Annotated in this window: 26 protein-coding genes and 1 pseudogene; 15 read left to right on the top strand and 12 right to left on the bottom strand. The window is 76.5% G+C overall.

All coding sequences use genetic code 11. The features are described from left to right. Positions 1-61 precede the first annotated feature (61 nt). On the top strand, positions 62-1,576 hold the full coding sequence (gene zwf / locus WJX68_RS14050) for a glucose-6-phosphate dehydrogenase (protein WP_340291000.1): 1,515 nt from the start codon (positions 62-64) through the stop codon (positions 1,574-1,576). Here the strand turns inward: zwf and cobM are convergent. Genes cobM through cobT form a run of 3 tightly spaced genes read right to left on the bottom strand, consistent with a single transcriptional unit; the run spans position 1,570 to position 5,250 of the window. Next, positions 1,570-2,331, bottom strand: coding sequence for a precorrin-4 C(11)-methyltransferase (cobM, locus tag WJX68_RS14045; protein ID WP_340290803.1), 762 nt, complete (start codon positions 2,329-2,331; stop codon positions 1,570-1,572). The two genes, zwf and cobM, sit on opposite strands and share 7 nt — an antisense overlap. Further along, on the bottom strand, positions 2,328-3,539 hold the full coding sequence (cbiE, locus tag WJX68_RS14040; RefSeq protein ID WP_340290801.1) for a precorrin-6y C5,15-methyltransferase (decarboxylating) subunit CbiE: 1,212 nt from the start codon (positions 3,537-3,539) through the stop codon (positions 2,328-2,330). The genes cobM and cbiE overlap by 4 nt, the downstream gene beginning before the upstream one ends. Beyond that, positions 3,532-5,250, bottom strand: a complete 1,719-nt coding sequence (gene cobT, locus WJX68_RS14035) for a nicotinate-nucleotide--dimethylbenzimidazole phosphoribosyltransferase (RefSeq protein ID WP_340290800.1) — start codon at positions 5,248-5,250, stop codon at positions 3,532-3,534. The genes cbiE and cobT overlap by 8 nt, the downstream gene beginning before the upstream one ends. 123 nt (positions 5,251-5,373) lie before the next feature. On the opposite strand from cobT, the gene WJX68_RS14030 reads away from it, so the two are divergent. The 3 genes from WJX68_RS14030 (at position 5,374) to WJX68_RS14020 (ending at position 7,541) form a co-directional block, all read left to right on the top strand. Further along, positions 5,374-5,736: a YchJ family protein gene (locus WJX68_RS14030; protein ID WP_340290798.1), complete on the top strand. Its 363-nt coding sequence runs from the start codon at positions 5,374-5,376 to the stop codon at positions 5,734-5,736. 66 nt (positions 5,737-5,802) lie between these two features. Beyond that, on the top strand, positions 5,803-6,987 hold the full coding sequence (locus tag WJX68_RS14025; RefSeq protein ID WP_340290796.1) for a CaiB/BaiF CoA transferase family protein: 1,185 nt from the start codon (positions 5,803-5,805) through the stop codon (positions 6,985-6,987). A 59-nt stretch (positions 6,988-7,046) separates the two neighbouring features. Then, positions 7,047-7,541, top strand: a complete 495-nt coding sequence (locus tag WJX68_RS14020; RefSeq protein WP_340290794.1) for a DUF4188 domain-containing protein — start codon at positions 7,047-7,049, stop codon at positions 7,539-7,541. A 37-nt stretch (positions 7,542-7,578) separates the two neighbouring features. On the opposite strand, the gene WJX68_RS14015 is transcribed toward WJX68_RS14020, so the two are convergent. Then, on the bottom strand, positions 7,579-9,882 hold the full coding sequence (locus WJX68_RS14015; RefSeq protein ID WP_340290792.1) for a molybdopterin-dependent oxidoreductase: 2,304 nt from the start codon (positions 9,880-9,882) through the stop codon (positions 7,579-7,581). Between the two features lie 131 nt (positions 9,883-10,013). Between WJX68_RS14015 and WJX68_RS25290 the strand changes: the two are divergent. Both WJX68_RS25290 and WJX68_RS14005 read left to right on the top strand, forming a co-directional pair. Beyond that, positions 10,014-10,097: pseudogene (locus WJX68_RS25290) on the top strand (mycothiol transferase); the annotation flags it as partial. 44 nt (positions 10,098-10,141) lie between these two features. Further along, entirely contained in the window at positions 10,142-11,086 is a 945-nt protein-coding gene (locus tag WJX68_RS14005; protein WP_340290790.1) for a LysR substrate-binding domain-containing protein, read from the top strand. A gap of 18 nt (positions 11,087-11,104) precedes the next feature. On the opposite strand, the gene WJX68_RS14000 is transcribed toward WJX68_RS14005, so the two are convergent. The 5 genes from WJX68_RS14000 to WJX68_RS13980 all read right to left on the bottom strand — a co-directional run bounded on the left by WJX68_RS14000 (position 11,105) and on the right by WJX68_RS13980 (position 14,144). Then, positions 11,105-11,473, bottom strand: a complete 369-nt coding sequence (locus WJX68_RS14000) for a fluoride efflux transporter FluC (RefSeq protein WP_340290788.1) — start codon at positions 11,471-11,473, stop codon at positions 11,105-11,107. Next, complete coding sequence (locus tag WJX68_RS13995) at positions 11,470-11,874, bottom strand: fluoride efflux transporter FluC (protein WP_340290786.1); 405 nt, start codon at positions 11,872-11,874, stop codon at positions 11,470-11,472. The genes WJX68_RS14000 and WJX68_RS13995 overlap by 4 nt, the downstream gene beginning before the upstream one ends. After that, on the bottom strand, positions 11,871-13,130 hold the full coding sequence (locus tag WJX68_RS13990; protein ID WP_340290784.1) for an MFS transporter: 1,260 nt from the start codon (positions 13,128-13,130) through the stop codon (positions 11,871-11,873). Before WJX68_RS13990 ends, WJX68_RS13995 begins: the two co-directional genes overlap by 4 nt. Continuing rightward, positions 13,127-13,567: a MarR family winged helix-turn-helix transcriptional regulator gene (locus tag WJX68_RS13985; RefSeq protein WP_340290782.1), complete on the bottom strand. Its 441-nt coding sequence runs from the start codon at positions 13,565-13,567 to the stop codon at positions 13,127-13,129. The genes WJX68_RS13990 and WJX68_RS13985 overlap by 4 nt, the downstream gene beginning before the upstream one ends. A 106-nt stretch (positions 13,568-13,673) precedes the next feature. After that, entirely contained in the window at positions 13,674-14,144 is a 471-nt protein-coding gene (locus tag WJX68_RS13980) for a MarR family winged helix-turn-helix transcriptional regulator (protein WP_340290780.1), read from the bottom strand. A 102-nt stretch (positions 14,145-14,246) separates the two neighbouring features. On the opposite strand from WJX68_RS13980, the gene WJX68_RS13975 reads away from it, so the two are divergent. Together WJX68_RS13975 and WJX68_RS13970 are read left to right on the top strand one after the other, a co-directional pair. Continuing rightward, on the top strand, positions 14,247-14,732 hold the full coding sequence (locus WJX68_RS13975) for a nucleoside deaminase (protein WP_340290778.1): 486 nt from the start codon (positions 14,247-14,249) through the stop codon (positions 14,730-14,732). Positions 14,733-15,081: 349 nt separating this feature from the next. Further along, on the top strand, positions 15,082-15,495 hold the full coding sequence (locus tag WJX68_RS13970) for a DoxX family protein (protein WP_340290776.1): 414 nt from the start codon (positions 15,082-15,084) through the stop codon (positions 15,493-15,495). Between the two features lie 12 nt (positions 15,496-15,507). On the opposite strand, the gene WJX68_RS13965 is transcribed toward WJX68_RS13970, so the two are convergent. Together WJX68_RS13965 and WJX68_RS13960 are read right to left on the bottom strand one after the other, a co-directional pair. Next, positions 15,508-15,975 (bottom strand): SRPBCC family protein, encoded by a 468-nt coding sequence (locus tag WJX68_RS13965; RefSeq protein ID WP_340290774.1) that lies wholly within the window; start codon positions 15,973-15,975, stop codon positions 15,508-15,510. 63 nt (positions 15,976-16,038) lie between these two features. After that, a complete protein-coding gene (locus tag WJX68_RS13960) occupies positions 16,039-16,749 on the bottom strand; it encodes an IclR family transcriptional regulator (protein ID WP_340290772.1) in 711 nt (236 codons plus the stop codon). Between the two features lie 79 nt (positions 16,750-16,828). On the opposite strand from WJX68_RS13960, the gene WJX68_RS13955 reads away from it, so the two are divergent. From WJX68_RS13955 to WJX68_RS13940, 4 genes are read left to right on the top strand one after another with little or no spacing between them, the layout of a single operon-like run. Continuing rightward, a complete protein-coding gene (locus WJX68_RS13955) occupies positions 16,829-18,019 on the top strand; it encodes a CaiB/BaiF CoA transferase family protein (RefSeq protein ID WP_340290770.1) in 1,191 nt (396 codons plus the stop codon). Beyond that, positions 18,016-18,753 carry an acetoacetate decarboxylase gene (locus WJX68_RS13950; protein ID WP_340290769.1) on the top strand — a complete coding sequence of 246 codons (738 nt, stop codon included), beginning with the start codon at positions 18,016-18,018 and terminating at the stop codon, positions 18,751-18,753. The genes WJX68_RS13955 and WJX68_RS13950 overlap by 4 nt, the downstream gene beginning before the upstream one ends. Next, positions 18,750-19,649: a 3-hydroxyacyl-CoA dehydrogenase NAD-binding domain-containing protein gene (locus WJX68_RS13945; protein WP_340290767.1), complete on the top strand. Its 900-nt coding sequence runs from the start codon at positions 18,750-18,752 to the stop codon at positions 19,647-19,649. Before WJX68_RS13950 ends, WJX68_RS13945 begins: the two co-directional genes overlap by 4 nt. Beyond that, complete coding sequence (locus WJX68_RS13940) at positions 19,646-20,860, top strand: acyl-CoA dehydrogenase family protein (RefSeq protein WP_340290765.1); 1,215 nt, start codon at positions 19,646-19,648, stop codon at positions 20,858-20,860. Before WJX68_RS13945 ends, WJX68_RS13940 begins: the two co-directional genes overlap by 4 nt. Here the strand turns inward: WJX68_RS13940 and WJX68_RS13935 are convergent. Further along, positions 20,814-21,698 (bottom strand): hypothetical protein, encoded by an 885-nt coding sequence (locus WJX68_RS13935; protein WP_340290763.1) that lies wholly within the window; start codon positions 21,696-21,698, stop codon positions 20,814-20,816. The two genes, WJX68_RS13940 and WJX68_RS13935, sit on opposite strands and share 47 nt — an antisense overlap. Positions 21,699-21,740: 42 nt before the next feature. Here WJX68_RS13935 and WJX68_RS13930 point away from each other — a divergent pair, with 42 nt between their 5' ends. The 3 genes from WJX68_RS13930 to WJX68_RS13920 all read left to right on the top strand — a co-directional run bounded on the left by WJX68_RS13930 (position 21,741) and on the right by WJX68_RS13920 (position 22,986). Then, positions 21,741-22,127 carry an SRPBCC family protein gene (locus WJX68_RS13930; protein WP_340290761.1) on the top strand — a complete coding sequence of 129 codons (387 nt, stop codon included), beginning with the start codon at positions 21,741-21,743 and terminating at the stop codon, positions 22,125-22,127. A gap of 89 nt (positions 22,128-22,216) precedes the next feature. After that, the gene (locus WJX68_RS13925; RefSeq protein WP_340290759.1) at positions 22,217-22,540 is read left to right on the top strand and encodes a hypothetical protein; all 324 of its coding nucleotides are present in this window, start codon (positions 22,217-22,219) and stop codon (positions 22,538-22,540) included. 47 nt (positions 22,541-22,587) lie between these two features. Then, a complete protein-coding gene (locus WJX68_RS13920; protein ID WP_340290757.1) occupies positions 22,588-22,986 on the top strand; it encodes a hypothetical protein in 399 nt (132 codons plus the stop codon). Positions 22,987-23,131: the final 145 nt, after the last annotated feature.

Genomic DNA, 23,131 nt, shown 5'->3' with positions numbered 1-23,131 from the left:
AGTCCGCTGCCCGCGGACCGACAGGCCACCCGGTCCCGTTCGATCAAGGAGACGGCTCGTGATGCCGCACCCCCTGCCCGTCATGGATCCCGCCGACGTCGTCGTGTTCGGCGGCACCGGCGACCTCGCGATGCGAAAGCTGCTGCCCGCGCTCTACCTCCGTGACCGGGACGGGCAGCTGGCCGACGACACCCGCATCGTCGCGGTGTCCCGGTCCGGTCTCGACGACCCCGGCTACCGCGACAAGGTCGACTCGGAGCTGCGGCGCACCGCGCCGCGCTGGGCAGGCCCCGAGGCCTGCGCCGACGACGCGCAGCACCGCCGGTTCCTCGACCGCCTGCACCACGTGACCCTCGACGTCGCCGACGACGACTGGTCGCTGCTCGCGGACCTGCTCGGGGCCCCCGCCGGGCGCACCCGGGTCCTCTACCTCGCCTCCGCCCCGCAGCTGTTCGGGCGGATCTGTGTCGGCAGCGCGGCCGCCGGCATCGTCGACGAGCACACCCGCGTCGTGCTGGAGAAGCCGCTGGGCACCGACCTCGCGTCGGCGAAGGCGATCAACGACGAGGTCGGCTCGGTGTTCGCCGAGGAGCAGATCTACCGGATCGACCACTACCTCGGTAAGGAGACGGTGCAGAACCTGCTGGTCCTGCGCTTCGGCAACTCCCTGTTCGAGCCGCTCTGGAACGCCTCGCAGATCGACCACGTGCAGATCACCGTGGCCGAGTCGATCGGCGTCGGGAACCGCGCGGACTACTACGACGGCTCCGGCGCGCTGCGCGACATGGTGCAGAACCACCTGCTGCAGCTGCTGTGCCTGGTCGCGATGGAACCCCCCGCCAAGATCGACGGCGAGGGCGTGCGCGACGAGAAGCTGAAGGTCCTGCAGTCGCTGCGCCCGCTCGACGGCCCCGACGTCGTGCGCGACACCGTCCGCGGCCAGTACGCCGAGGGCCTGGTCGACGGCACCGCGGTGCCCGGCTACGCGACCGAGCTGGCCGAGTCCCGGGCCGGGACCCCGCGCGAGCGCGAGCGGTCCTCCACCGAGACGTTCGTGGCCCTGCGCGCCGAGGTCGCGAACTGGCGCTGGGCGGGCGTGCCGTTCTACCTGCGCACCGGAAAGCGGCTGGCGACCCACGCGTCGGAGATCGTGGTGCAGTTCAAGCCGGTCCCGCACTCGATCTTCCCCGCGTTCGGCGAGGAGATTCCGGCGAACCGGCTGGTGCTGCGGCTGCAGCCCGACGAGGGCGTCCGCCTGCACATGACGGCCAAGCAGCCCGGCCCCGGCGGGATCCGCCCGATCCCGGCGCCGCTGGACCTGTCCTTCGCCCGCGCCTTCGGCGACCGCCTGCCCGACGCCTACGAGCGCCTGCTGATGGACGTCCTGCGCGGCAACCCGACGCTGTTCATGCGGCGCGACGAGATCGAGGCCGCCTGGACGTGGGCCGAGCCGATCCTGCGCACCTGGGAGGCCACCGACCAGCGGCCGCGCCCGTACGCCGCGGGCAGCCACGGCCCGGCCTCGGCCACCGCGCTGATCGAGCGCGACGGCCGGGCCTGGCACGAGGACTACTGACCGGGCGTCTCCGGGCCGCGGCAGCGGCCGGAGCTGTAGAGGTGGGAGTCCGGGAAGTGCCGGGCCGCCAGCGCCTCGCCGACGATGATCACGGCGGTGCGCTGGATCCCGGCCTCGTCCACGGCCTTCGGGAGCTGCTCCAGGGTGCCGCGCAGCACGATCTCGTGCTCGCGTGAGGCGTGCGCGACGACCGCGGCCGGGCAGTCGCCGCCGTAGGCGGGGGCGAGGGCGTCGACGACCTCGGCGATGCGGTGCACCGCCAGGTGCAGCACGACCGTCCCGCCCGCCGTCCCCAGCTGCTCCAGCCCCTCGTGCTCGGGCATCGGGGTGGCCCGGGCCGCGATCCGGGTCAGCGTCACGGTCTGCGCGACGGTGGGGACGGTCAGCTCCCGGCCCAGCGCGGCGGCCGCGGCCGCGTAGGCGGGTACGCCCGGGCACACGTCGTAGGGCACGCCCTCGGCCTCCAGGCGGCGCATCTGCTCGGCCATCGCCGAGAAGACCGAGGGGTCGCCGGAGGCGAGGCGGGCGACGTCGAGACCGTGGCGGTGCGCGCGCACCATCTCGTCGATGATCTCGTCGAGGGTCATCAGCGCGGTGTCCACGGTGCGGGCGCCGGGCGGGCAGATCGCCAGCATCTCCGGCGGCACCAGGCTGCCCGCGTACAGGCACACCGGCGACGCCGCGATCAGGTCGCGGGCGCGCAGGGTCAGCAGGTCGACCGCGCCGGGTCCGGCCCCGATGAAGTGCACCGTCACAGGTCGTTCCTCCAGCTCCAGAGGGTCACCGGCATGGCGGGCCGCCATCCGTGGAAGCCGCCGACCGGCACGGCGCGGGCGACCTGCACCCGGACCAGCTCGCCGCCGTGCGCGGCGTGCGCGGCGGCCAGCGCCGCCTCGGTCGCGGTCGTGACCGCGTTCGCGACCAGCCGTCCGCCGCGGGGCAGCGCCGCGAGGCAGGCGTCGAGTACGCCCTCGCCGGTCAGCCCGCCGCCGACGAACACGACGTCGGGCGTGTCCAGCCCGGCGAGCGCATCCGGCGCCCGCCCGGTCACCACCCGCAGCCCGGGGACGCCGAGCGCGGCGGCGTTCGCCGCGACCCGCTCGGCGCGTCCGGGCCGGGACTCGACGGCGATCGCCCGGCACCGCGGGTGGGCGCGCATCCACTCGATGCCGACCGAGCCGGACCCGGCGCCGACGTCCCACAGCAGCTCGCCGGGGCGGGGCGCGAGGTGGGCGAGGGTGACCGCGCGGACCTCGCGCTTGGTGAGCTGGCCGTCGTGGTCGTAGCTCGCGTCGGGCAGGCCGGGGGTCTCCCCCGGCGGGACGAGGCCGTCGTCGGGGCGGCAGTCGAGGGCGACGACGTTGAGCGCGTCGGACTCGCCGCGCCAGGTCGCGGCGGTGCCGGTGACGGCGCGCTCGTCGTGGGCGCCGAGGCGTTCCAGCACGGTCATCCGGGTCCCGCCCCAGCCGGCGCCGGTGAGCAGCGTGGCGATCTCCTGCGGCGAGGCCGCGCCGGCCGACAGCACGACCAGCCGGGCCCCCGGCGCCAGCGCCCGGCGCAGCGCGTCGAGCGGGCGCCCGACGACGCTGAGCGCCGTGACGTGCTCGGCGCCCCACCCGAGCCGCGCACACGCCAGCGCGACCGACGACGGGTGGGTCAGCACCCGCAGCCGGTCCGGCCCGGCGACCCGGGCGAGCGTCGCGCCGATGCCGAAGAACATGGGGTCACCGGAGGCGAGGACCGCGACGCGGCGCCCGGCGAGGGAGTCCAGGACGCCCGGCAGCGCCGGGACCAGCGGCGACGGCCAGGCGCGGCGCTCGCCGCGGACCTCGGCGGGGACCAGGTCGAGCTGGCGGGGCCCGCCGAGCAGCACCTCGGCGTCGCGCAGCGCGTCGCGGTGGGTGGCGGGCAGCCCGGCCCAGCCGTCGGCGCCGATCCCGACGACGGTGAGCGGGTCACCCACCGGTCTTGTCCGTGACCCCGGCGGCGTCGAAGGTCGCGACGTCGGCCATCGCCCGCGCCGCGCCCTGCAGCACCGGCAGCGCGAGCAGCGCGCCGGTGCCCTCGCCGAGGCGCATGTCGAGCTCCAGCAGCGGGGCCAGCCCGAGGTGGTCCAGGGCGAGCGCGCCGCCCGGCTCGGCGGAGCGGTGCCCGCCGAGGCAGTACCCGGCGGCGGCCGGGGCGAGCGCGGCGGCGACGAGCGCGGCGGACCCGGCGATGACGCCGTCGAGCAGGACCGGGGTGCGCAGCGCGGCGGCGCCCAGGACGAACCCGGCGAGCCCGGCGTGCTCGAACCCGCCGACGGCGGCCAGCACCCCGAGCGGGTCGGCCGGGTCGGGGCGGTGGAGCTCCAGCGCCCGGCGCACGACCTCGGTCTTGCGGGCGAGGGTCTCGTCGTCGACGCCGGTGCCGCGCCCGGTGGCGACGGCGGGGCCGGCCCCGGTGAACGCGCACACCAGCGCGGCCGCGGCCGTGGTGTTGGCGATGCCCATGTCGCCGGTGAGCAGGCAGCGGTTCCCGGCGGCCACGAGGTCGCGGGCGACCTCGATGCCGTGCTCCAGCGCGGCCCGGGCCTGCTCGCGGGTCATCGCGGGCCCGGTGGTCATGTCGGCGGTGCCGCGGGCGACCTTGCGCGGCAGCAGGCCCGGCACCGGGTCGAGGTCGGCGGCGACCCCGACGTCGACGACGAGCACCTCCGCGCCGAGCTGGCGGGCGAAGGCGTTCACCACGGCGCCGCCCGCGGTGAAGTTCGCGACCATCTGCGCGGTGACCTCCTGCGGCCACGGCGTCACGCCCTGGGCGTGCACCCCGTGGTCACCGGCGAACACCGCGACTGCGGCCGGGGACGGCACGGGCGGCACCTCGGCGCCCGCGATCCCCGCCAGCGCGACGGCGACGTCCTCGACGCGGCCGAGCGCGCCGCGGGGCTTGGTCATGCGGTCGAGCCGGTCGCGGGCGGCGGCGCGGGCGGCGTCGTCGACGGGGGTGATCGCGGCCAGGGTCGAGTCCAGCAGCGCGACGGGCGCGGCGCCGGGCAGCCCGCGGGCGCCCCAGGTCTCCTGGTGCACGGCCCAGTCGAGCGGGCGGCGCCGCGCCCAGCCGTGCCCCTCCAGCTCGGGCCGGTCGGGGAACGCGTCGACGTGCCCGACGCACAGGTAGGCGACGACCTCGACGTGGGCGGGCAGACCGAGCAGCGCGGACAGCTCGGTCAGGCCGTCGTCGCCGAAGAAGGACACCCAGCCGACGCCGAGGCCCTCGGCGCGGGCGGCCAGCCACAGGTTCTGCACGGCCAGCGCCGCGGAGTAGGGGCCCATCTCGGGGCGCTCGTGGCGCCCGAGGGTGTGCCGGCCGCCGCGGGTGGCGTCGGCGGTGACGACGACGTTGAGCGGCGTCTCCCGGATCGCCTCGACCCGGATGCGGCGCAGCGCCTCCGCGCGCGGGGCCGGCAGGGACGCGGCGTAGCGCTCGCGCTGGGCCTCGACCAGCGCGTGCACCCGCTCACGGACGCCGGCGTCGCGGACCAGGACGAAGTCCCACGGCTGGGAGAACCCGACGCTCGGGGCGGCGTGCGCGGCCTGCAGGACCCGGGTGAGCGCGTCGTCGTCGACCGGGTCGGGCCGGAACCCGGTGCGCACGTCGCGACGGGAGTGCAGGACGTCGTAGAACTCCGTCACGTCGGTAGGACCTCCTGGCTGCGCGGCACGGCGGATGAGCCGACCACACGTCTGTGCGGATGGTCAACCGTCGTGACGGAGCCGGTCGGGCACCTCACAGGAGGGCTGGGGCATGCTCGGGCCGTGCGCTGTCCCTGCGGCACCGGCCGCCCCCTCGACGACTGCTGCGGACCGGTGCTCGACGGCCGCCCGGCGCCCACCGCGGAGACGCTGATGCGCAGCCGCTACACCGCCTTCGTGCGCGGCGACGCGGCGTACCTGCTGGCGTCGTGGCACCCCTCGACGCGGCCGCGGCGGCTGCGGCCCGAGCCGGGCTCGGTGTGGACCGGGCTGGAGATCGTCGACCGCGCGGGCGGGTCGATGTTCGCGACCGAGGGGGTCGTGGAGTTCCGGGCGCACCGGGTCGACGGCGTGCTGCACGAGCGGAGCCGGTTCGTGCGCGAGGACGGGCGGTGGTTCTACGTGGACGGCGACGTCACGCCCTGAGCCCCGGCCCGGCACGTGACCGGTGCGACTGTCGTCCCCGCCGGGGCGCGGCTAGCGTGCCGGGACGTGGATCATTCCCCGCTCGGCGACGAGCCCACCGGCGGACCGCTCGACGGCGTGCTGGTCGCCGACTTCTCGCGCGTCCTCGCCGGCCCCTACGCGACCATGATGCTGGCCGACCTCGGCGCGACCGTGATCAAGGTCGAGGGGCCCGGCGGGGACGACACCCGCACCTGGAAGCCCCCGGTGGTCAGCGACCCCGAGCAGGGCGAGATCGCGACGTACTACCTGTCGATCAACCGGAACAAGCGCTCGGTGGTCCTCGACCTCACCGACCCCGACGACCTCGCGGCGGCGCAGGAGCTGGCGCGCCGGGCCGACGTCGTCGTCGAGAACTTCAAGCCCGGCGGCCTGGCCCGCTTCGGCCTCGACCACCCCACCGTCGCCGCCGCCAACCCGGCCGTCGTCTACTGCTCGATCTCCGGCTTCGGCGCCCGCGGCGGCGCCCACCTGCCGGGCTACGACCTGCTCGTGCAGGCCGTGTCCGGGCTGATGAGCCTCACCGGGGAGCCGGACGGCACCCCGTACCGCGCCGGTGTCGCGGTGTTCGACGTCCTCACCGGGCTGCACGCCGCGCTCGCCGTCTGCGCCGCGCTGCGCCACCGCGAACGCACCGGTGAGGGCCAGCTGCTCGAGACGAACCTGCTGTCGGTCGCGATGTCGACCCTGGTCAACCAGACCGAGGCCGTCGTCGCCGCGGGCGCCGTCGGCACCCGGATGGGCAACGCGCACCCCAGCGTCTTCCCCTACCAGCCGATGCCCACCGCCGACGGGGACCTGATCGTCATCGCCGGCAACGACGGCCAGTTCCGCAAGCTCGCCACCGTCCTCGGCGACCCGGCGATGGCCGAGGACCCGCGCTTCGCGACCATGTCCGGCCGGATCGCCCACCGCGAGGAGATCGAGCAGCGGCTGCGCGCCCGCCTCGCCACCGGCACCGCCCGCGAGTGGTACGACGCGATCACCGCGGCGGGCGTGCCCTGCGGGCCGATCAACTCCGTCGACGGCGGCGTCGCCCTCGCCGAGGAGCTCGGCCTCGAGCCCGTCGTGCGCGCCGACGACGCCGCCGCCGTCCCGACCGTGCGCAACCCGGTGACCTGGTCGAGGACCCCGCCCTCCTACCGCCGCTCGCCCCCGCCGCTGGGCGCCGACTCCGCGGCGGTCCTGGCCTGGCTCCGCACCGACGGATAGCGTCGCTCGCCATAATCGGATAGCCTGGGTATCCACACACCCGGCGCAGGGAGCGGACGATGGCGCAGTACGACCGCACGACCAACGAGCCGACCGACGACGACGAGATCGTCGTGTTCCTGATCGGGATGCGTCTCAACCGCCCCTGGCGGGTCGACGCGTGGTGGCCGGTCTTCACCGCGATGCCACGGATGCTCGCCGAGCTGGAGCGCGACCCCGGCTCCGGCCTGCTCGGGCACCGCCTCACCGTCGGCGCGGGCGGGCCGCTGGTGGTCCAGTACTGGCGCGACCGGGACTCGCTCTACGCCTACGCGAACGACACCACCGCGCTGCACCGCCCTGCCTGGGCGGAGTTCAACCGCCGCGCCCGCGCGGTGCCCGGCGCGGTCGGGATCTGGCACGAGACCTTCGTCGTCCGCGAGTTCGAGACGATCTACGGCGACATGCCGCCCTCGGGGCTCGCCAGGGCACTGGGGGTGCGCCCCGTCGACGCCGGGTCCGAGGGCGGGAACCGGCGCCTGGCCGCGTCCCGGCGGGCCCCGCGTCCCGCCTGAGGTCCCGGCCCCGGAGCCCGCACCGGGCCCGGGCCGGTCACGGCGTGGCGGGCGCGACCGGCGCGGTGTGCGCCGTGACCTCCGGCGGGTCGTGCGGGTAGCGCGACACGGCCACCGCGCACAGCTGGCCGCTGCAGCCCTGGGCGTAGGCCGAGGTCCCGCGGTCTCGGGTGACGGCGTTCGGATTGCCGTGCACGCACAGCCCGTCGTCGCCGAGCTCGGGCCGCTCGGGGTCCGGGCGCGGGTCCCACCACGCCCCGGTGGGCAGCTGCAGCACGCCGGGGCGGATGTCGTCGCTGACCCGCACCGCGGCCAGGCAGGCGCCGCGGTCGTTGTGGATCCGCACGACGTCGCCGTCGCCGACGCCCAGCGCGGCCGCGTCGTCGGGGTGCACCCGGACCACCTCGCGCCCGGAGCGCTTGGCCCCCGCCGAGTGCGCCCCGAAGTCGAGCTGGGAGTGCAGCCGGGTGGCGGGCTGGTTGGACACCAGCCAGAACGGGTGGCGCCCGTCGGGGACCTCGGTCGGCTCCACCCAGGCCGGGTGGCCGGGGTGGTCGGGCAGCCCGAGCGCGGCGATCCGGGCCGAGGCCACCTGCACGCGCCCGGACTCGGTGGGCAGCGGGTGCGCCAGCGGGTCGGCCCGGAAGCGGGCGAGCACGCCGCCGTCGTCGGGGCGCTGCGGCAGCTCCAGCTCGCCGCGCTCCCAGAACTCCTCGAACGACGGCGCGTCCAGCCCCCGGTCGGCGAGCCCCTTGCGGGTGCGGTCGTACATGTGGACCAGCCACTCGTGCGACGAGCGGCCCTCGGTGAACGCGTCGCCGTGGCCGAGCCGGTGCGCCAGGTCGGACAGCACGTCGTAGTCGTCGCGGGCCTCGCCGTGGCGCGGCACGAGCTGTTTCATCGCGACGACGAGCGGGTCGGAGCTGGTGGCGCCGATGTCGTCGCGTTCCAGGGTGGTCGTCGAGGGCAGCACCACGTCGGCGTGGCGGGCCGTCGCCGTCCACATCGGGTCGTGCACGACGAAGGTGTCCAGCTCGGCGACCGCGCGGCGCATCCGGCGCAGGTCCTGGTGGTGGTGGAACGGGTTGCCACCCGCCCACCACGCCATCCGCACGTGCGGGTAGGTGTGCTCCTCGCCCTGGTAGAGGTAGCGCTCCCCCGGGTGCAGCAGCATGTCCGCGACGCGGGCGACCGGGATGAACGAGGTCTCCGGGTTCGGCGCGCGGGAGAACGTGGGCACCGGGACGGCGTTGCGCGGGCGGCCGTAGTGCCCGAGCGAGCCGAGGCCGTAGTTGAAGCCGCCGCCGGGCAGCCCGATCTGGCCGAGGACCGCGGCCAGCGCCGTCCCGCCCCAGACCGGCTGCTCGCCGTGCTCGGCGCGCTGCAGCGACTGCGCGACGGTGACCAGGGTGCGCCCGTGCGCGATGCGCCGGGCCAGCCCGCGGATCGACGACGCCGGGATGCCGGTGATCGACTCGGCCCACGCCGCGTCCTTCACCGGGGCCGCGACGAGGTGGCGGTGCAGCTGCTCCCAGCCGTCGCAGTGGGAGTCGAGGAACCCGGTGTCGGCCCACCCCGCCTCGACGACGGTGTGCATCAGCGCCAGCATCAGCGCGACGTCGGTGCCGGGCCGGATCGGCAGCCAGACCGCGTCGACCTCGGCGGGCAGGTCCGGGCGCAGCGGGCTGACCAGCACGAACACCGCGCCGCGGTCCTTGGCCGCGCGCATGGCGCCCCGCTCGACGTGCCGGCTGACCCCGCCGGCGGCGATCGCGGAGTTCTTCAGCGCCATGCCCCCGAACGCCAGCACGGTGTCGGTGTGGGCCGCGACCTGGTCCCAGGTGACGGCGTAGCGGGTGACCGTGTCGAACGCGCCCAGCACCTGCGGGAGGATCACCTCCGCGGCGCCGCCGGAGTAGGTGTTGACCGAGCGGGTGTAGCCGCCGGTGACGGCGAGGAAGCGGTGCAGCTGGCCCTGGGCGTGGTGGAACCGGCCGGCCGACGCCCAGCCGTAGGACCCGCCGTAGACGGCCGCGTCGCCGTGGGTCGAGCGGACCCGGTGGGTCTCCTCGGCGAGCCGGTCCAGCACCGCGTCCCAGGACACCGTCCGGTACCCGTCGCGGCCCCGGTCCGGGTCGCGGCCCGGACCGCGGTCCCACCACCCGCGGCGGACCGCGGGCGCGGCGACGCGTGCGGCGTGCCCGACCGCGGCGGGCACGTTGTCCAGCACCGGGGACGGGTCGGGGTCACCCGGGTGCGGGCGGACCCGCAGCCGTCGGCCGTCCCAGCGGGCGGTGAACACGCCCCAGTGCGCGCTGTGGGTCCTCGGATTCTCGGTCACCGCCGACCACCGTAACCCGCATGCCCGCCGCCGCCTACGGGAACGCAGGCGCCGTCAGGACCGCTGCGCAACTGCCGGCCGACCACGTCGGGCGCGTCGACGGGCTGGTGCGGGAGGTGGTGGACGGCCCGGGCGAGCGCCTGGTCAGCGTGCTCGGCGACGACCTGCAGCACGCCGGGCAGGCCGCCTACCTGCGCGGACTGCTCGGCGTCTGACCGCGGGCGCCGGACCCGCCGCGCGGCCCCATACGCTGGCCGCGATGGCATCCGCACCCGCACGCGTCCCCGACCTGACCGCGCTCACCCTGCTCCGCGACATCGCCTGCACCGGCAGCCTGGCCGCCGCCGCGGAGGGGCTCGGGCTGACGGTGCAGGCCGCGTCGGCGCGGATCCGGGCCGCCGAGCAGCAGGCCGGGGGCCCGGTACTGGAGCGCGGCCGGCGCGGGCGCCGTTCCAGCCGGCTCACCACCCGCGGGGTACTGCTCGTCGAGTGGGCCGGGCCGCTGCTCGACGCGGCCGCCGACCTCGACGTCGCCGTCGCCGCGTTGCGCACCGGGACCGCGCCGGACGCCGGCACCGGCGCGGGGGCCGACGCCGTCGTACTGGCCGCAGGGCCGGTCGTCGCCGAAGGGCTGCTGCAGGGCTGGCTGGTGGAGCTGCGCGACGGCCCCGGCGGGCGGGTCACCCTGCTCGACACCGACGACCCGGCGGCCGCGGTCCGCGACGGCGCGGCGGCGGTCGGCGTCGTCGCGACCCCGGGCCCGCTGCCGGACCTGCACGCCGCGACGGTGGTGTCCGACCCGCTGGTGCTCGTGGTGGCGCCCGGGCACCCCTGGGCCGGCGGCGACGGCGTCGAGGCCGCCGAGCTGGCCGCCACCGCGCTGCTGACCCGGCTGCCCCGCACCGGGGCGCGCCCCGCCCTGGAGGCCGCGCTGGAGCGGGCCGGGGTGGGCGCGCCCGCCGCACCGCGTCACGAGTACGCCGCCGACGCCGCCGTGCGGGCCGCGGTGCGCGCCGGTGACGGCGCGGCCGTGCTGGGCCGGGCCGTGGCCGCCGCCGACGTCGCCGCGGGGTCGCTGGTGACCGTCGCGGTGCACGGCCTCGACCTGACGCGGGAGTTCCGCGCCGTCTGGCGCGACGGCACCTCCCCGCGCGGCACCGCCCGGGACCTGCTGCGCATCGCCACCGGCGGCCGGATCCGCTGACCCGGCCGCGGCGCGCCCTCAGCCGAGCAGCGCGCCGGCGACGGCGTGCCCGGCCAGGGCCGCGCCGACCCCGGCGACCGCGCTGGCCGCCGCGTAGCCGGCGCCGAGCCCGATCCGGCCGCGTTCGAGGAGCGACAGCGTCTCCCAGCCGAACGTGCTGTAGGTGGTGAACGCCCCGCAGAAGCCGGTGCCCGCCAGGGCGGCGGTCCCGGGCCCCAGCAGCGGGGTCAGCGCGACGACCCCGCCCAGCAGGAACGACCCGGACACGTTGATCACCCAGGTGCCCCACGGCCACGCCGAGGGCGTGCGGGCCTTCACCGCGGAGTCGACGAGGTAGCGCAGCGGGGCCCCGGCGGCCGCGCCCAGTGCCACGAGCAGCGCGGTCACCGGGCCCCTCCCCCGCCGGGCGTCCGGGTCAGCGCCCGGGTCGACGCCGCCCCGGCCGCGGTCGCGGCGAGCGCGAGCACCGGGGTGGCGGCCATCAGCGCGATCGAGGCGGGCGAGCCGAACGCCGGGGTCGCGACGTCGACGGCGTAGGTGGAGAACGTCGTGTACCCGCCGAGCACCCCGACCCCGAGGGCCGGGCGCACCAGCGGGTGTGCGGCGTACCGCTCGGTGACCAGCACCATCAGCACCCCCATCAGCAGGCAGCCGGTCACGTTGATCGTCAGCGTCGTCCACGGGGCGGGCGGTCCGGCCAGCCCGAGCGCCCAGCGCGCCTCGGCGCCGACGACACCGCCGGCGGCGATCACCGCGAGGGTGGGACCCCGGCCCGGTGCCGCGCTCACGACGCCGCCGCCGCGGCGCGCTCGGCGCGGGCCGCCCGGCGGGCGGCGGGCCACCCGATGGCGGCCGCGGCCAGGCAGGCCGCGGCGCCGAGCGCCAGCCCGCCGCGCCCGCCGAGGTGCTCGCTGACCCAGCCGGCGACCGGCCCGCCGACCGGGGTGGAGCCCAGGAACGCCACCGACCACAGCGCCATCACCCGCCCGCGCATGTGCGGGGCCGACGCGAGCTGCAGCGTGGAGTTGCCGCCCGCCATGAACGCCACGCTCGCCATCCCGACCAGCGCCATCGCGACCAGCGCCACCCACAGCGACGGCGCGGCCGCGGCGAGGGCCAGGACCAGCGCGAACAGCAGCGCGCTGCGCACCAGCGCGGGCACCCCGGTGCGTCCGCGCCCGGCGACGACGAGCCCGCCGGCCACGGCGCCGACGCCCATCGCGCCGGTCAGCCAGCCGTAGGTCCCCGCGTCGCCGCCGAACGTCTGCGAGGCCACCACCGGCAGCACCACCGGGAACTCGTAGGCCAGGCAGCCGACCAGCGCCATCATCACCAGCGGGACCAGCAGCTCGGGGTTGCCGCGCACGTGGGCGAACCCCTCCCGCAGCTGGCCGGGCCCGCGCCGGGCGGGCTCGGTCGGGGTGAGCGCGGAGACGTCCAGGCGCAGCAGCGAGGCCACCACGGCGACGAAGCTGACGGCGTTGAGCGCGAAGCAGATGCCCGTCCCGCCCGCGACGATCACCGCGCCGGCGACGGCCGGTCCGACCGCGCGGGCCGCGTTGACCAGCACCGAGTTGAGCGACACGGCGTTGCGCAGGTCGTCGCGCCCGACGAGCTCCTGCACGAACGCCTGCCGGGCCGGGTTCTCGAAGGCCTTGTTGAGCCCGAGCACCGCGGCCAGCACGTAGACGTGCCACAGCGCGACCGTCCCGGTGAGGGTGAGCGCGGCCAGCGCGGCGGCCTGCAGGCCCATCATCGTCTGCAGCCCGACCATGAGCCGGCGGCGGTCGACCCGGTCCACCCACACCCCGGCGTAGGGACCGAGCAGCAGGGTGGGCAGGGTCTGCACGGCGACGACGGTGCCGAGCACGGCCGCGGAGCCGGTCAGCTCGTACACCAGCCAGGACTGGGCGATCGACTGCATCCAGGTGCCGACCAGCGAGACCGACTGGCCGCCGAACCAGAGCCGGTAGTTGCGCCCGGACAGGGCGGCGAAGGTGCGGGCCAGCAGCGGCCGCGACGCGGCGGCGGGGGCGGCGCTCACCGCGCGTCCCGCAGGGCCGCGGCGAGCGCGTCGAGGGCGGGCAGCGCCGCCCGCAGCCGGTCGACGTGCTCGGGGGCCAGCGCGGCGACGTGCGCGCCGAGCAGCCGGGTGCGCTCCGCGCGGCGCCGGGCGTGCTCGGCGGCGCCGGCCTCGGTGACCGCGACGCGCACCGCGCGCCCGTCGGCGGGGTCGGCGTCGCGCACCAGCAGCCCGGCCGCCTCGAGCTTGCCGGCGAGGCGGGACAGCATCGTGGGGTTGAGCCCCTCGACGGCGGCGAGCTCCCCCATCCCGATCGGCCCGCGCACCGCGACGGTGCCCAGCACCGACGTCGCGCTGCGGGTGAGGTCGGCTCCGCGGGTGGCGCGGTCGAGGCCGCGCGAGATCCGGGCGAGGTCCACGCGCAGCCGCGCCAGCTCGTCGGGGTCGAGGTCGCTCATCGCACTCCATACGCTTGCCTGTCGGCAAGCATATACCCGTGCAACGGTCGGCCCACACCTGCGACCGGCGCGGACCGGCGCGGACCGGCCCGGACCGGCGCGGGGCTCAGGAGACCGCGGCGGTCCCCGCGTCGCCCGCGCGCAGGTGCGCGGCGAGGCGCTGCAGGTCGTCGCGCATCCGGAAGAGCTCGTCGCGGGACATCCCGGTGGCCGCGATGACCTCCTCCTGGGCGGCGGCGGCCTGCTCGCGCAGCGCCTTGCCCTTGTCGGTCAGCGAGACCTGCACGGTCCGCTCGTCGTCGGGGCGGCGGGCGCGGGTGACCAGGCCGTGGCCCTCCAGGCGGGTCAGCATCGGCGAGAGCGTGCCGCTGTCGAGGAACATCCGCTCCCCGAGCTCGCGCTGGGGCACCGTCTCCTCGACCCACAGGACCAGCAGCACCGCGTACTGGCTGTAGGTGAGACCGATCGAGTCCAGGATCGGGCGGTAGCACCCGGTCATGGCCCGGGACGCCGAGTGGAGCGCGAAACAGAGCTGCTCGTCGAGCGCCAGCGGCGCAACGGTTCCGGGCTCGGTCATTCCCACAGGGTAAGCGCTCGACGTCCGGAGTTCATCCGAACCCGTCGTCCGGCGCGCCACGGCTACGCTCGGACACGGCGGACGTCTCGGCAGGGAGGACCCATGGACGAGCGGGACAGGGAGCACCTGCGCCGGTGCGTGGAGCTCGCCGAGCAGGCGCTGGAGGCGGGCGACGAGCCGTTCGGCTCGGTCCTCGTCGACGCCGGCGGGACGGTGCTCGCCGAGGACCGCAACCGCGTGGCGGGCGGTGACGCGACCCGGCACCCGGAGTTCGAGCTGGCCCGGCGCTCGACCGGGCTGCTGGACCCCGCGGGGCGTGCCGGCGCGACGGTCTACACCTCCGGCGAGCACTGCCCCATGTGCGCGGCCGCGCACGCCTGGGTCGGCCTGGGCCGCATCGTGTACGCGAGCTCCACCGCCCAGCTGACGAGCTGGCGGTCCGCGCTCGGCGGGCCGGAGTCCCCGGTGCGCCCGCTGTCGGTGACCGACGTGGCGCCCGGCGTGCGGGTGGAGGGCCCGGACGAGGAGCTGGCCCCGCGGGTGCGGGCGCTGCACGAGCGGCACGCCGCGCGGCACCGGGACACATAGCGATCCGGGGTGCGACCACCCCCGAAGCGGTCGCACCCCGGACCGGGGAAGTACGGACCGGAAGGCTCCCCAGCACCCGGTCCGCATGGTGGTTCGCGGGTAGGGACCGGGTACCCGGCAACTGCGCGAGGGAATCGCAAGAGTTCTGCTTTCACCCGCTCCGAGCAGCGACGACCCGGTGGGTGACCCGGTCGTGCGACTGCCGTTCCGGCATCGGGGTGACCCGAGGGTCCCGGGCGACGCGCGGCGGGTCCCGCGGCAGCGCAGCGTGTCACGTCCCGGGGCGGACCCGGCACCGTCGTGGGAGGGTGGCCGCGGCCGGAGCCGACGACGCGGACGGGGGTGGGCCGTGGCCCGCACCGCGGCCCGGCTGCTGCTGGGCGCCTTCCTGCTCCTCGCGGGCGTCGCGCACCTGGTGGCGCCGGAGCCGTTCCTCGCCCAGGTCCCGCCGTTCCTGCCCGCGCCGGGCGCGGTCGTGCTCGTCTCCGGGCTCGTGGAGATCGCGGCCGGGGGCGCCGTGCTCCTCGCGCCCGCCCGGCTGCGGCCGCGGGTGGGGCTCGCCGTCGCGGCGCTGTTCGTGGTGGTGTTCCCCGGCAACGTGTCGCAGTACCTGACCGCGACGCCGGCGTTCGGCCTGGACACCGACGGCGCCCGCGCCGTGCGGCTGCTGTTCCAGCCGGTGCTCCTCGCGTGGGCGCTGTGGTCGTGCGCGGCGTGGGGCCCGCTGCTCGCCGCGCTGCGCAGGCGGTCCCGGCGGGCCTGAGCGGCCGGGCGCTCAGGGGTGCTGCACGGTCCGGGCGAGGATGCCGAGGCTCGCCCGCAGCGAGGCCGCGGAGATCACCGGGAACAGTCCCGAGCCGCGGTACTGCGGGTGGATGTCCGACCAGTCGCACCAGGACGTGACGCGGGTGGCGGCGCCGTCGGGTTCGAGCCGGTAGCCGTAGACGTGGCCGACCGGCGGGCGCAGCACGCCGACGATCGACCAGGAGATCTCGCGGTCGGGCTCGTAGCTGCGGATGTGCACCGTGACGTCGTAGCGGCCCATCGGCCGGTCGCCGAGCGCCTCGCGGTCCATGTGCACGACGAAGGTGTCCCCGACCGCCGAGACGGGCTCGCCCTCGGCCGACATCAGCATGCCGGAGCTGTCGATCGCGACGTGCCCGCGCGGGTCGCGCAGGACCGAGAAGATCTCGCCCGGGCCCGCCTCGATCACGCGCGTGGTCTCGATGCGTTCCTCGCTCATGGGGTGATCATGCCCCGTCCGGGCCGGTCCGGCCGGGACCCGGCGGCACCGGGCCGGGCGCGCTCAGGTGGACCAGGCCGCCGCCGCGTCGGCGAGCGCCGCGGTGACCTCACCGGGCAGCGGCGCGGTGCCGCGGGCGGCGGCGGACAGCGCCCCGGTGACGCGCCCGTCGTGGCGCAGCGGGACCGCCACCGCCACCGCGCCGGGCAGCAGCGCCCCGCTGGCGCCCCGTTCGCCGCCCCGTTCGCGGATGCCCGCACAGCCCTCCAGCAGCGCGGCCGCGGCGCCGGGGTCGCCCTCGTGCGCGGCCAGCGCGACCCGCTTGCGCTCGGCCGCGGGCAGGTGGGCGAGCAGCACGCGTCCGGCCGCGGTGTCGGGCAGCGGGGCGCGGACCCGGGCCGAGAGCGCGACGTCGAAGGCCTCGTCGGCGCCGGCCCAGTCGAGGTAGACGGCGTCGTCGCCGATCCGGGCGGCGAGCAGGACCGGCATCCCGGTGTGCCGGGCGAGCTGGTCGAGCGCCTCGTGCGGGATCGCGGGGACGGGCGGCTCCCCCGCCCGGGCGGCGAGCATCCACGGTGCGGGCCCGAGGGTGTAGCGGCGCTCGCGCTCGTCGAGGTAGCCGGTGGCGACCAGGCCGTCGACCAGCTTCTGCACCGAGGACACCGGCGCCCCGACCCGTCGCGCCAGCGACGAGAGCGTGCTGCCCCCCGGACGGCGCGCGACCGCCTCCAGCAGCCCGGCGACCCGGTCCACGGTCCGGTGGTGATTACGCATATGGGTAAGCCTAGCTCGCCCCGGGGCGAAAAGTTAGCCATGCTCATGGAGTACGTGATCGCGAGCGAGGAGGCACGAGATGAGCGGGGCACTGCACGGGCTGCGGGTCGTCGACCTGGCGTCGGTGGTCATGGGCCCGTACGCCTGCCAGATCCTGGGCGACCTGGGCGCGGAGGTGGTGAAGGTCGAGCCGCCGGCCGGGGACATGACACGCCGGACGCTGCCGCAGCGCAACCCGGGGATGGGCGCGCTGGCGCTCAACGTCAACCGGAACAAGCGCTCGGTCGCGCTCGACCTGAAGACCGACGCCGGGCGCGCGGTGCTCGACGACCTGCTCGACTCCGCCGACGTGCTCGTGACCAACATGCGCCCCGGGGCGCTGGAGCGCCTCGGGCTCGCCCCGGACCGGGTCTCGCAGCGGTTCCCGCGCCTGGTCCACGTGCGCGCCCAGGGCTTCCGCAGCGACTCCGAGCTGGCCGACCGCGCCGCCTACGACGAGATCGTGCAGGCGTCCTCGGGGATGGTCGACCTGATGCGGCGGGCGACCGGCACGGCGTCCTACGCGCCGACGATCCTCGCCGACAAGGTGTGCGCGCTGACCATCGTCTACGCCACCCTGGCCGCGGTGATCCACCAGCGCGCCACCGGCGAGGGGCAGCTCGTCGAGGTCCCGATGACCGACACGCTGCTCGCGTTCAACCTCGTCGAGCACCTGTCGGGGCACACGTTCGTCCCCGCCGAGGGCCCGACCGGGTTCAACCGGTCGATGGCCGCCGGGCACGAGGCCGTCGCGACGAAGGACGGGTGGGCCTGCATCCTGCCCTACACCCCGCGCGACGTCGCGGCGTTCTTCACCGCCGCCGGCCGTGACGACCTGGCCGCCGACGAGCGGTTCGCCTCCTCGCCGGCCATGGCCGCGCACCAGCCCGACCTCTACGCGCTGATCCGCGAGATCGCGCCCGGGCGCACCACCGAGCAGTGGGCGGCGCTGTGCGCGGAGCACTCGATCCCGTTCGCGCCGGTGCTGGCCGTCGACGACGCCGAGAACGACCCCTACGTCACCGGCGGCGGGCTGCTCACCGAGGCCGAGCACCCCACCGAGGGCCGCTACCGCTCGATCGGCTCCCCCGTGCGCTTCGGCGCGACACCCGCCGGGATGCGCAGCCCCGCACCGAACCTGGGCGCCGACGGCGCCGACGTGCTGCGCGAGCTGGGCCGCACCGAGGACGAGATCGCCGCGCTCGTCGAGCAGGGGGTGCTGGCGCGATGAGGGCCGCCGACGTCCTGGCCGCCGGGACCACCCCGCTGACCGCGCCCGCCTTCCCGCCCGGGGCGCACCGCTTCACCGACCGCGAGTACCTCAACATCGTCTACCGCACCGACCCCGACGCGTTCCGCCACGCGCTGCCCGAGCCGCTGGCCGCCGGGGACCCGCTGGTCCGCTTCGAGGTCATGCACATGGGCGACGTCGACGGGTTCGGCCCCTACACCGAGTCCGGCCAGGCGCTGGCCTGCTCCTTCGACGGCGAGCAGGGCGAGTACCTGCACGGCATGTGGCTCGACAACTCGCCGGCCACCTTCGCCGGACGCGAGCAGAGCGCCTACCCCAAGGCGTTCGGCACCCCGCGCCTGCACGTGGAGGACGGCGCCCTGGTCGGGACCCTGCACAAGGGGTCGCTGCCGGTCGCCGTCGCCACGATGGCCTACCAGCACGCCCCGCTCGACCCGGCCGAGGCCGCCGCGCAGATCGGCGTCCCGACGTTCATGGTCAAGCTCGTCCCGGGCCGCTCCGGCCCGGTCGACGCCCGGCTGGTCCGCACCCGGATCACCGACCTGACCGTGACGCGCGCCTTCACCGGGCCCGCGCGGCTGCAGCTGCACCACCACGTCCTCGCGCCGCTGGCGGACCTGCCGGTGCGCGAGATCGTCTCCGCCTCGCACGTGCTGACCGACCTGACCCTGGCCCCGGTCACCACCGTGCACGACTACCTGGAGGAACGGTGAGGATCACCGAGATCGGCGCCGGCACCATCGGCGTCTCCTGGACGGTGCTGCTGGCCGCGGCCGGGCACGACGTCGTCGTCACCGACCCGCGGCCGGACCTGGCCGAGGTCGTCGACACCGGCGTGCGCCGGTTCGGCTCCGCGGACCTGCTCGCGCGGGTCACCTGCGAGCCGGACCTCGCCACCGCCGTCGCCGGCGCCGACGTGGTGCAGGAGCAGGGCCCGGAGAACCTCGACGTCAAGCGGGAGATCTGGGCGACGGTCGCCGCGCACGCCCCGGCCGGGGCGCTGCTGCTCAGCTCCACCTCCGGCATCCTGCCCAGCGACATCGCCGCCGGGCTGCCCGACGACGCCGCGGCCCGCCTGCTCGTCGCGCACCCGTTCAACCCGCCGCACGTGCTGCCGCTGGTCGAGCTGGTCCCCGGCACGCGCACCGGCCGCGACGCCGTCGCGGCGGCCGCGGAGTTCCTGCGCGGCGTCGGCAAGGACCCGGTCGAGATCCACCGCGAGGTCTACGGCTTCGTCGGCAACCGGCTGCAGTCCGCGCTGTTCCGCGAGGCCGTCTCCCTGGTCGGGGACGGGGTCGTCTCCCCGGCCGAGCTCGACCGCGTCGTCACCGGCGCGCTCGGGCCGCGCTGGGCCACCGGCGGGCCGTTCCTGTCCTTCCACCTCGGCGGCGGCGACGGCGGCCTGCGCCACCTGCTCGAGCACCTCGGTCCCGGCATGGCGCGTCGCTGGGCCGACCTCGGGAACCCCGCCCTCGACGCCGCGACCGTCGAGGCGATCAGTGCCGCCACCGAGGACGCCTACGGCCCCAGCCGCCCCGAGCTCACCGCCGCCCGCGACCGCGCCGAGACCGCCGTCCTGACCGCACGCTCCGCACAGGAGGAATCATGAGCACCCTCGAACCGCTGCCCGCCGACCTCTACGGCTACCTCGGCCTGCTGACCGACGAGGAGCGCGAGATCCTCGCCCGGGTCCGCACCTTCGCCGAGACCCGGATCGCCCCGGTCGCCGACCACTACTGGGACCGCGCGGAGTTCCCGCACGAGCTGATCCCCGGCTTCGCCGAGCTCGACGTCGTCGGGCTGGCACGCGAGTGGCCGGACCGGCCGGCGTACTCGCGGCTGCTGACCTCGTTCGTGTCGATGGAGCTCTCCCGCGTCGACCCGTCGATGGCGACGTTCTTCGGCGTGCACGCCGGGCTCGCCCTCACCTCGATCGACCTGTGCGGCTCCGAGGAGCAGAAGCAGCGCTGGCTGCCCGCGATGCGCCGGATGGAGCTGCTCGGGGCGTTCGCGCTGTCCGAGCCGCACGGCGGCTCCGACGTCGCCGGCGGGCTGGAGACCACCGTGCGCCGCGACGGCGACGACTGGGTGCTCGACGGCGCCAAGCGCTGGATCGGCAACGGCACCTTCGCCGACCTGGTCGTCGTGTGGGCACGCGACGTCACCGACGACCCGACCGGCGGCCCGGTCAAGGGGTTCGTCGTCGAGAGGGGCATGCCCGGGTTCACCGCGACCAAGATGGAGGGCAAGCTCGCCCTGCGCACCGTGCAGAACGCCGACCTGACCTTCGACGGCGTGCGGGTGCCGGAGGCGAACCGGCTGCCCGGCGCGGAGACCTTCGCCGACACCAACCGCGTGCTGCGGGTGACCCGCGGCGGCGTCGCCTGGAACGCCGTCGGCGCGATGGCCGGGGTGTACGAGCTGGCCCGCGACTACGCCGTCGAGCGCGTCCAGTTCGGGCAGCCGATCGCGTCGTTCCAGCTCGTGCAGGACCACCTGGTGTCGATCCTGGGCGGGGTCGTCGCCTCACTCGGGATGGCCGTGAGGGTCGCGCAGATGCAGGACGACGGCACCTTCCGCGACGAGCAGGCCGCACTGGCCAAGCGCCAGGCCACGCTCATGCTGCGCGACGCGGTCGCCCGGGCCCGCGAGGTGTTCGGCGGCAACGGGATCCTGCTCGAGAACAAGGTCGGCCGCTTCTTCAACGACGCCGAGGCGCTCTACTCCTACGAGGGCACCAAGGAGATCAACACCCTGGTCGTCGGACGGGCGGTCACCGGGATCGGGGCGTTCGTGGGGCGCAGGCCCGCGAGGTCCTGAGCACGCCCAGCGCGTCGCGCAGCGCCCGCAGCCCGGTGACGGCACCGTCGTCACCGGGCAGCGCCGCGAGGTGGGCGTCGACGCACTCGCGGTACAGCCCCGCGAGGTGGTCGGTGAGCAGCGTCCACGCCGCGACGCGCTCCCCGACCGACCCGTCGCGCCACCGGGCCGCGGCGGTGACCAGGCCGGCGTGCGGGCCGTCGTAGCCCGCCGCGGCCTCGTCGTTGCGCCCGGGCCGGCCGGTGCGCAGGGTGTGCAGGAACCGGACCGGGAACAGCACCGCCTTGGACACCGGTCGCACGCCGCGGGCGAGCAGCGCCGCGGGGTCGGCGATCCCGGCGAGCCAGGTGTCGTCGACCCGCTCCACGAGGAACTCCGCCGACCCGTGCACGAGCTCGTCGCGGGTCGGTGCGACGGCGCCGGCGCGGACGTCGGTGCCGTGGCGCAGCACCCCGGACACGAGCAGGTCGTACCGGTCGGCGGCCGGCAGCCGGGCCGTGCCGGTGCCGGTGCCGGTGCCGGTGCCGGTGCCGGTGCCGGTGCCGGTGCCGTGGCGGACCGTGTGCGGGTCGGCCCAGAACACCGACAGCCGCTCGGCGAGCCCGTCGGTGGCCGCGGCGGCGTCGCGCACGGCGGCGACCACGTCGTGCACCCGCGACGCCGTGCCCTGCGACGTCGTGGCCAGGACCAGGGCCAGGTCGACGTCGCTGACCGCGGGGGCGAACCCGCCGTGGGCCAGGCTGCCCAGGGTGTAGGCCGCGACGAGCTCGTCGCCGAACTCGCGCCGCGCCGCGCCGGTCGCCGCGGCGAGCACGGCCTCTCCCCCGCCGGTCCCCATGCGTCCAGGGTGACACCCGCCCGCCCCGGGTACCCGGCGACCATGGCCGATCTCGAGGACCGCATCCTGCTGACCGTCGGACCCGACGCCGCGTTCACCCACCTGTCGGACGTGTCGAACCTGCCCGGGCACTTCGCCGCCCTGCGCGACGCCCGCCTGGTCGCCGCCGACCGGGTCGAGGTGACCGCCGAGGTCGGCGGCGAGACGGTGGCCGGCGAGGCGTGGCTGCACGTCGACCCCGACCGTCGCCGGATGACCTGGGGCGCACCGGGACCGCACGACTACCGCGGCGAGCTCACCGTGACCGGCGCCGGACCGGGCTGCGAGGTCGTGGTCCGGCTGCACACCGAGCAGGCCGGCGGCGCCGGGGTGCAGGAGGGCCTGCGGGAGTCGCTGCGGCTGATCGGCGAGCAGCTCGGGGCGGCCTGAGCCCGGCCGCGGACCGCCGGGCGCGGCACCGGGTCCGCCCGGCCCACCACCCGTACGCCCCCGCCGGGCCACGGTGCAGAATCCCGCCCGTGCTCTACATCGGACCCGACGACGTCCCGGGGTCGGACGACCACGAGGGCTACGTCGCCGGCCGCACCGCCGACGGCGCCCGGACCGGCATCTGGACCGACCCCCGTCACCGCGCCGTGCTCGCCTACCACGCGGCCTGCGAGTGCGGCTGGCACGACGACGTCGAGCATCCCCCGGACGCCGCGGGTCACGCCGCGGCGCTGCGGGCGTTCGTGCTCCACCACTTCGCGCCGGTCACCGGCCGTCCCGGCGCGGACCCGGCCCGGCACTTCCTGCCGCCCTGGTCGGCGGCCGTCCCGGCACCGGCGCCCGCGTTGACCTGAACACCCGGTTCGTGCACGCGCGTCCGGTTGTCGGCAGACTGGCCCCCATGTCCGCCCAGCACCGCCACGCCGCGCCGCCCGCACCGGCCACCTCCCCGCCCGCGCTCGCGCTGCGGGTGCTCGCCACCGCCTCGGTCGTGGTCCTGGCCTGGCAGTTCGTGACCGCGGCCGGCCTGTTCAGCGGCGGCGACGCCGGCCCGCACGGCACCGGCGCGATCGTGCTGCACGTGGTCGCCGGGCTCACCGCCGTCGCGGCGGTGTGGCTGCGCGCCACGGCGGGCGGCCCGTGGTGGCCGACGGTCGTCGCCGTCGCGGTGTTCGCGTTCACCTTCGTGCAGGCGTGGTTCGGCGAGATCCCCGGCCTGGTCGTGCACCTCCCCGGGGCGATGGCACTGGTCGCGGGCTCGACCTGGCTGGCCACGTGGTCGTTCCTGCGTGCCCGCTGACCCCGGTGATCCGGATCACCCGAACCGGACGGTCCCGGGGTCCGTACCCGACCGGGGCCGACCGTCCGATTCGGCGCGCGGGTTCGGGGTGACGCCCATACCCTCGACAGGACCCGGCCCGGACGGCCACACCGCGGCCGGGCCC

This window comes from Pseudonocardia spirodelae (genome assembly GCF_037727765.1).
Lineage (GTDB): Bacteria > Actinomycetota > Actinomycetes > Mycobacteriales > Pseudonocardiaceae > Pseudonocardia > Pseudonocardia spirodelae.
Note: the sequence above shows the minus strand (reverse complement) of the source record. Positions and strands in the feature narration are given on the sequence as shown.

What these genes read in the sequence shown, in the direction of transcription:
- WJX68_RS13965 (WP_340290774.1), bottom strand. Translation starts at nt 15,975, where the DNA reads ATGAGCGAGGAACGCATCGAGACCACGCGCGTGATCGAGGCGGGCCCG.
- WJX68_RS13930 (WP_340290761.1), top strand. Translation starts at nt 21,741, where the DNA reads ATGGCCGATCTCGAGGACCGCATCCTGCTGACCGTCGGACCCGACGCC.
- WJX68_RS13935 (WP_340290763.1), bottom strand. Translation starts at nt 21,698, where the DNA reads ATGGGGACCGGCGGGGGAGAGGCCGTGCTCGCCGCGGCGACCGGCGCG.
- WJX68_RS13940 (WP_340290765.1), top strand. Translation starts at nt 19,646, where the DNA reads ATGAGCACCCTCGAACCGCTGCCCGCCGACCTCTACGGCTACCTCGGC.
- WJX68_RS13975 (WP_340290778.1), top strand. Translation starts at nt 14,247, where the DNA reads ATGGACGAGCGGGACAGGGAGCACCTGCGCCGGTGCGTGGAGCTCGCC.
- WJX68_RS13950 (WP_340290769.1), top strand. Translation starts at nt 18,016, where the DNA reads ATGAGGGCCGCCGACGTCCTGGCCGCCGGGACCACCCCGCTGACCGCG.
- zwf (WP_340291000.1), top strand. Translation starts at nt 62, where the DNA reads ATGCCGCACCCCCTGCCCGTCATGGATCCCGCCGACGTCGTCGTGTTC.
- WJX68_RS13980 (WP_340290780.1), bottom strand. Translation starts at nt 14,144, where the DNA reads ATGACCGAGCCCGGAACCGTTGCGCCGCTGGCGCTCGACGAGCAGCTC.
- WJX68_RS14005 (WP_340290790.1), top strand. Translation starts at nt 10,142, where the DNA reads ATGGCATCCGCACCCGCACGCGTCCCCGACCTGACCGCGCTCACCCTG.
- WJX68_RS13960 (WP_340290772.1), bottom strand. Translation starts at nt 16,749, where the DNA reads ATGCGTAATCACCACCGGACCGTGGACCGGGTCGCCGGGCTGCTGGAG.
- WJX68_RS13920 (WP_340290757.1), top strand. Translation starts at nt 22,588, where the DNA reads ATGTCCGCCCAGCACCGCCACGCCGCGCCGCCCGCACCGGCCACCTCC.
- WJX68_RS14020 (WP_340290794.1), top strand. Translation starts at nt 7,047, where the DNA reads ATGGCGCAGTACGACCGCACGACCAACGAGCCGACCGACGACGACGAG.
- WJX68_RS13985 (WP_340290782.1), bottom strand. Translation starts at nt 13,567, where the DNA reads ATGAGCGACCTCGACCCCGACGAGCTGGCGCGGCTGCGCGTGGACCTC.
- WJX68_RS13955 (WP_340290770.1), top strand. Translation starts at nt 16,829, where the DNA reads ATGAGCGGGGCACTGCACGGGCTGCGGGTCGTCGACCTGGCGTCGGTG.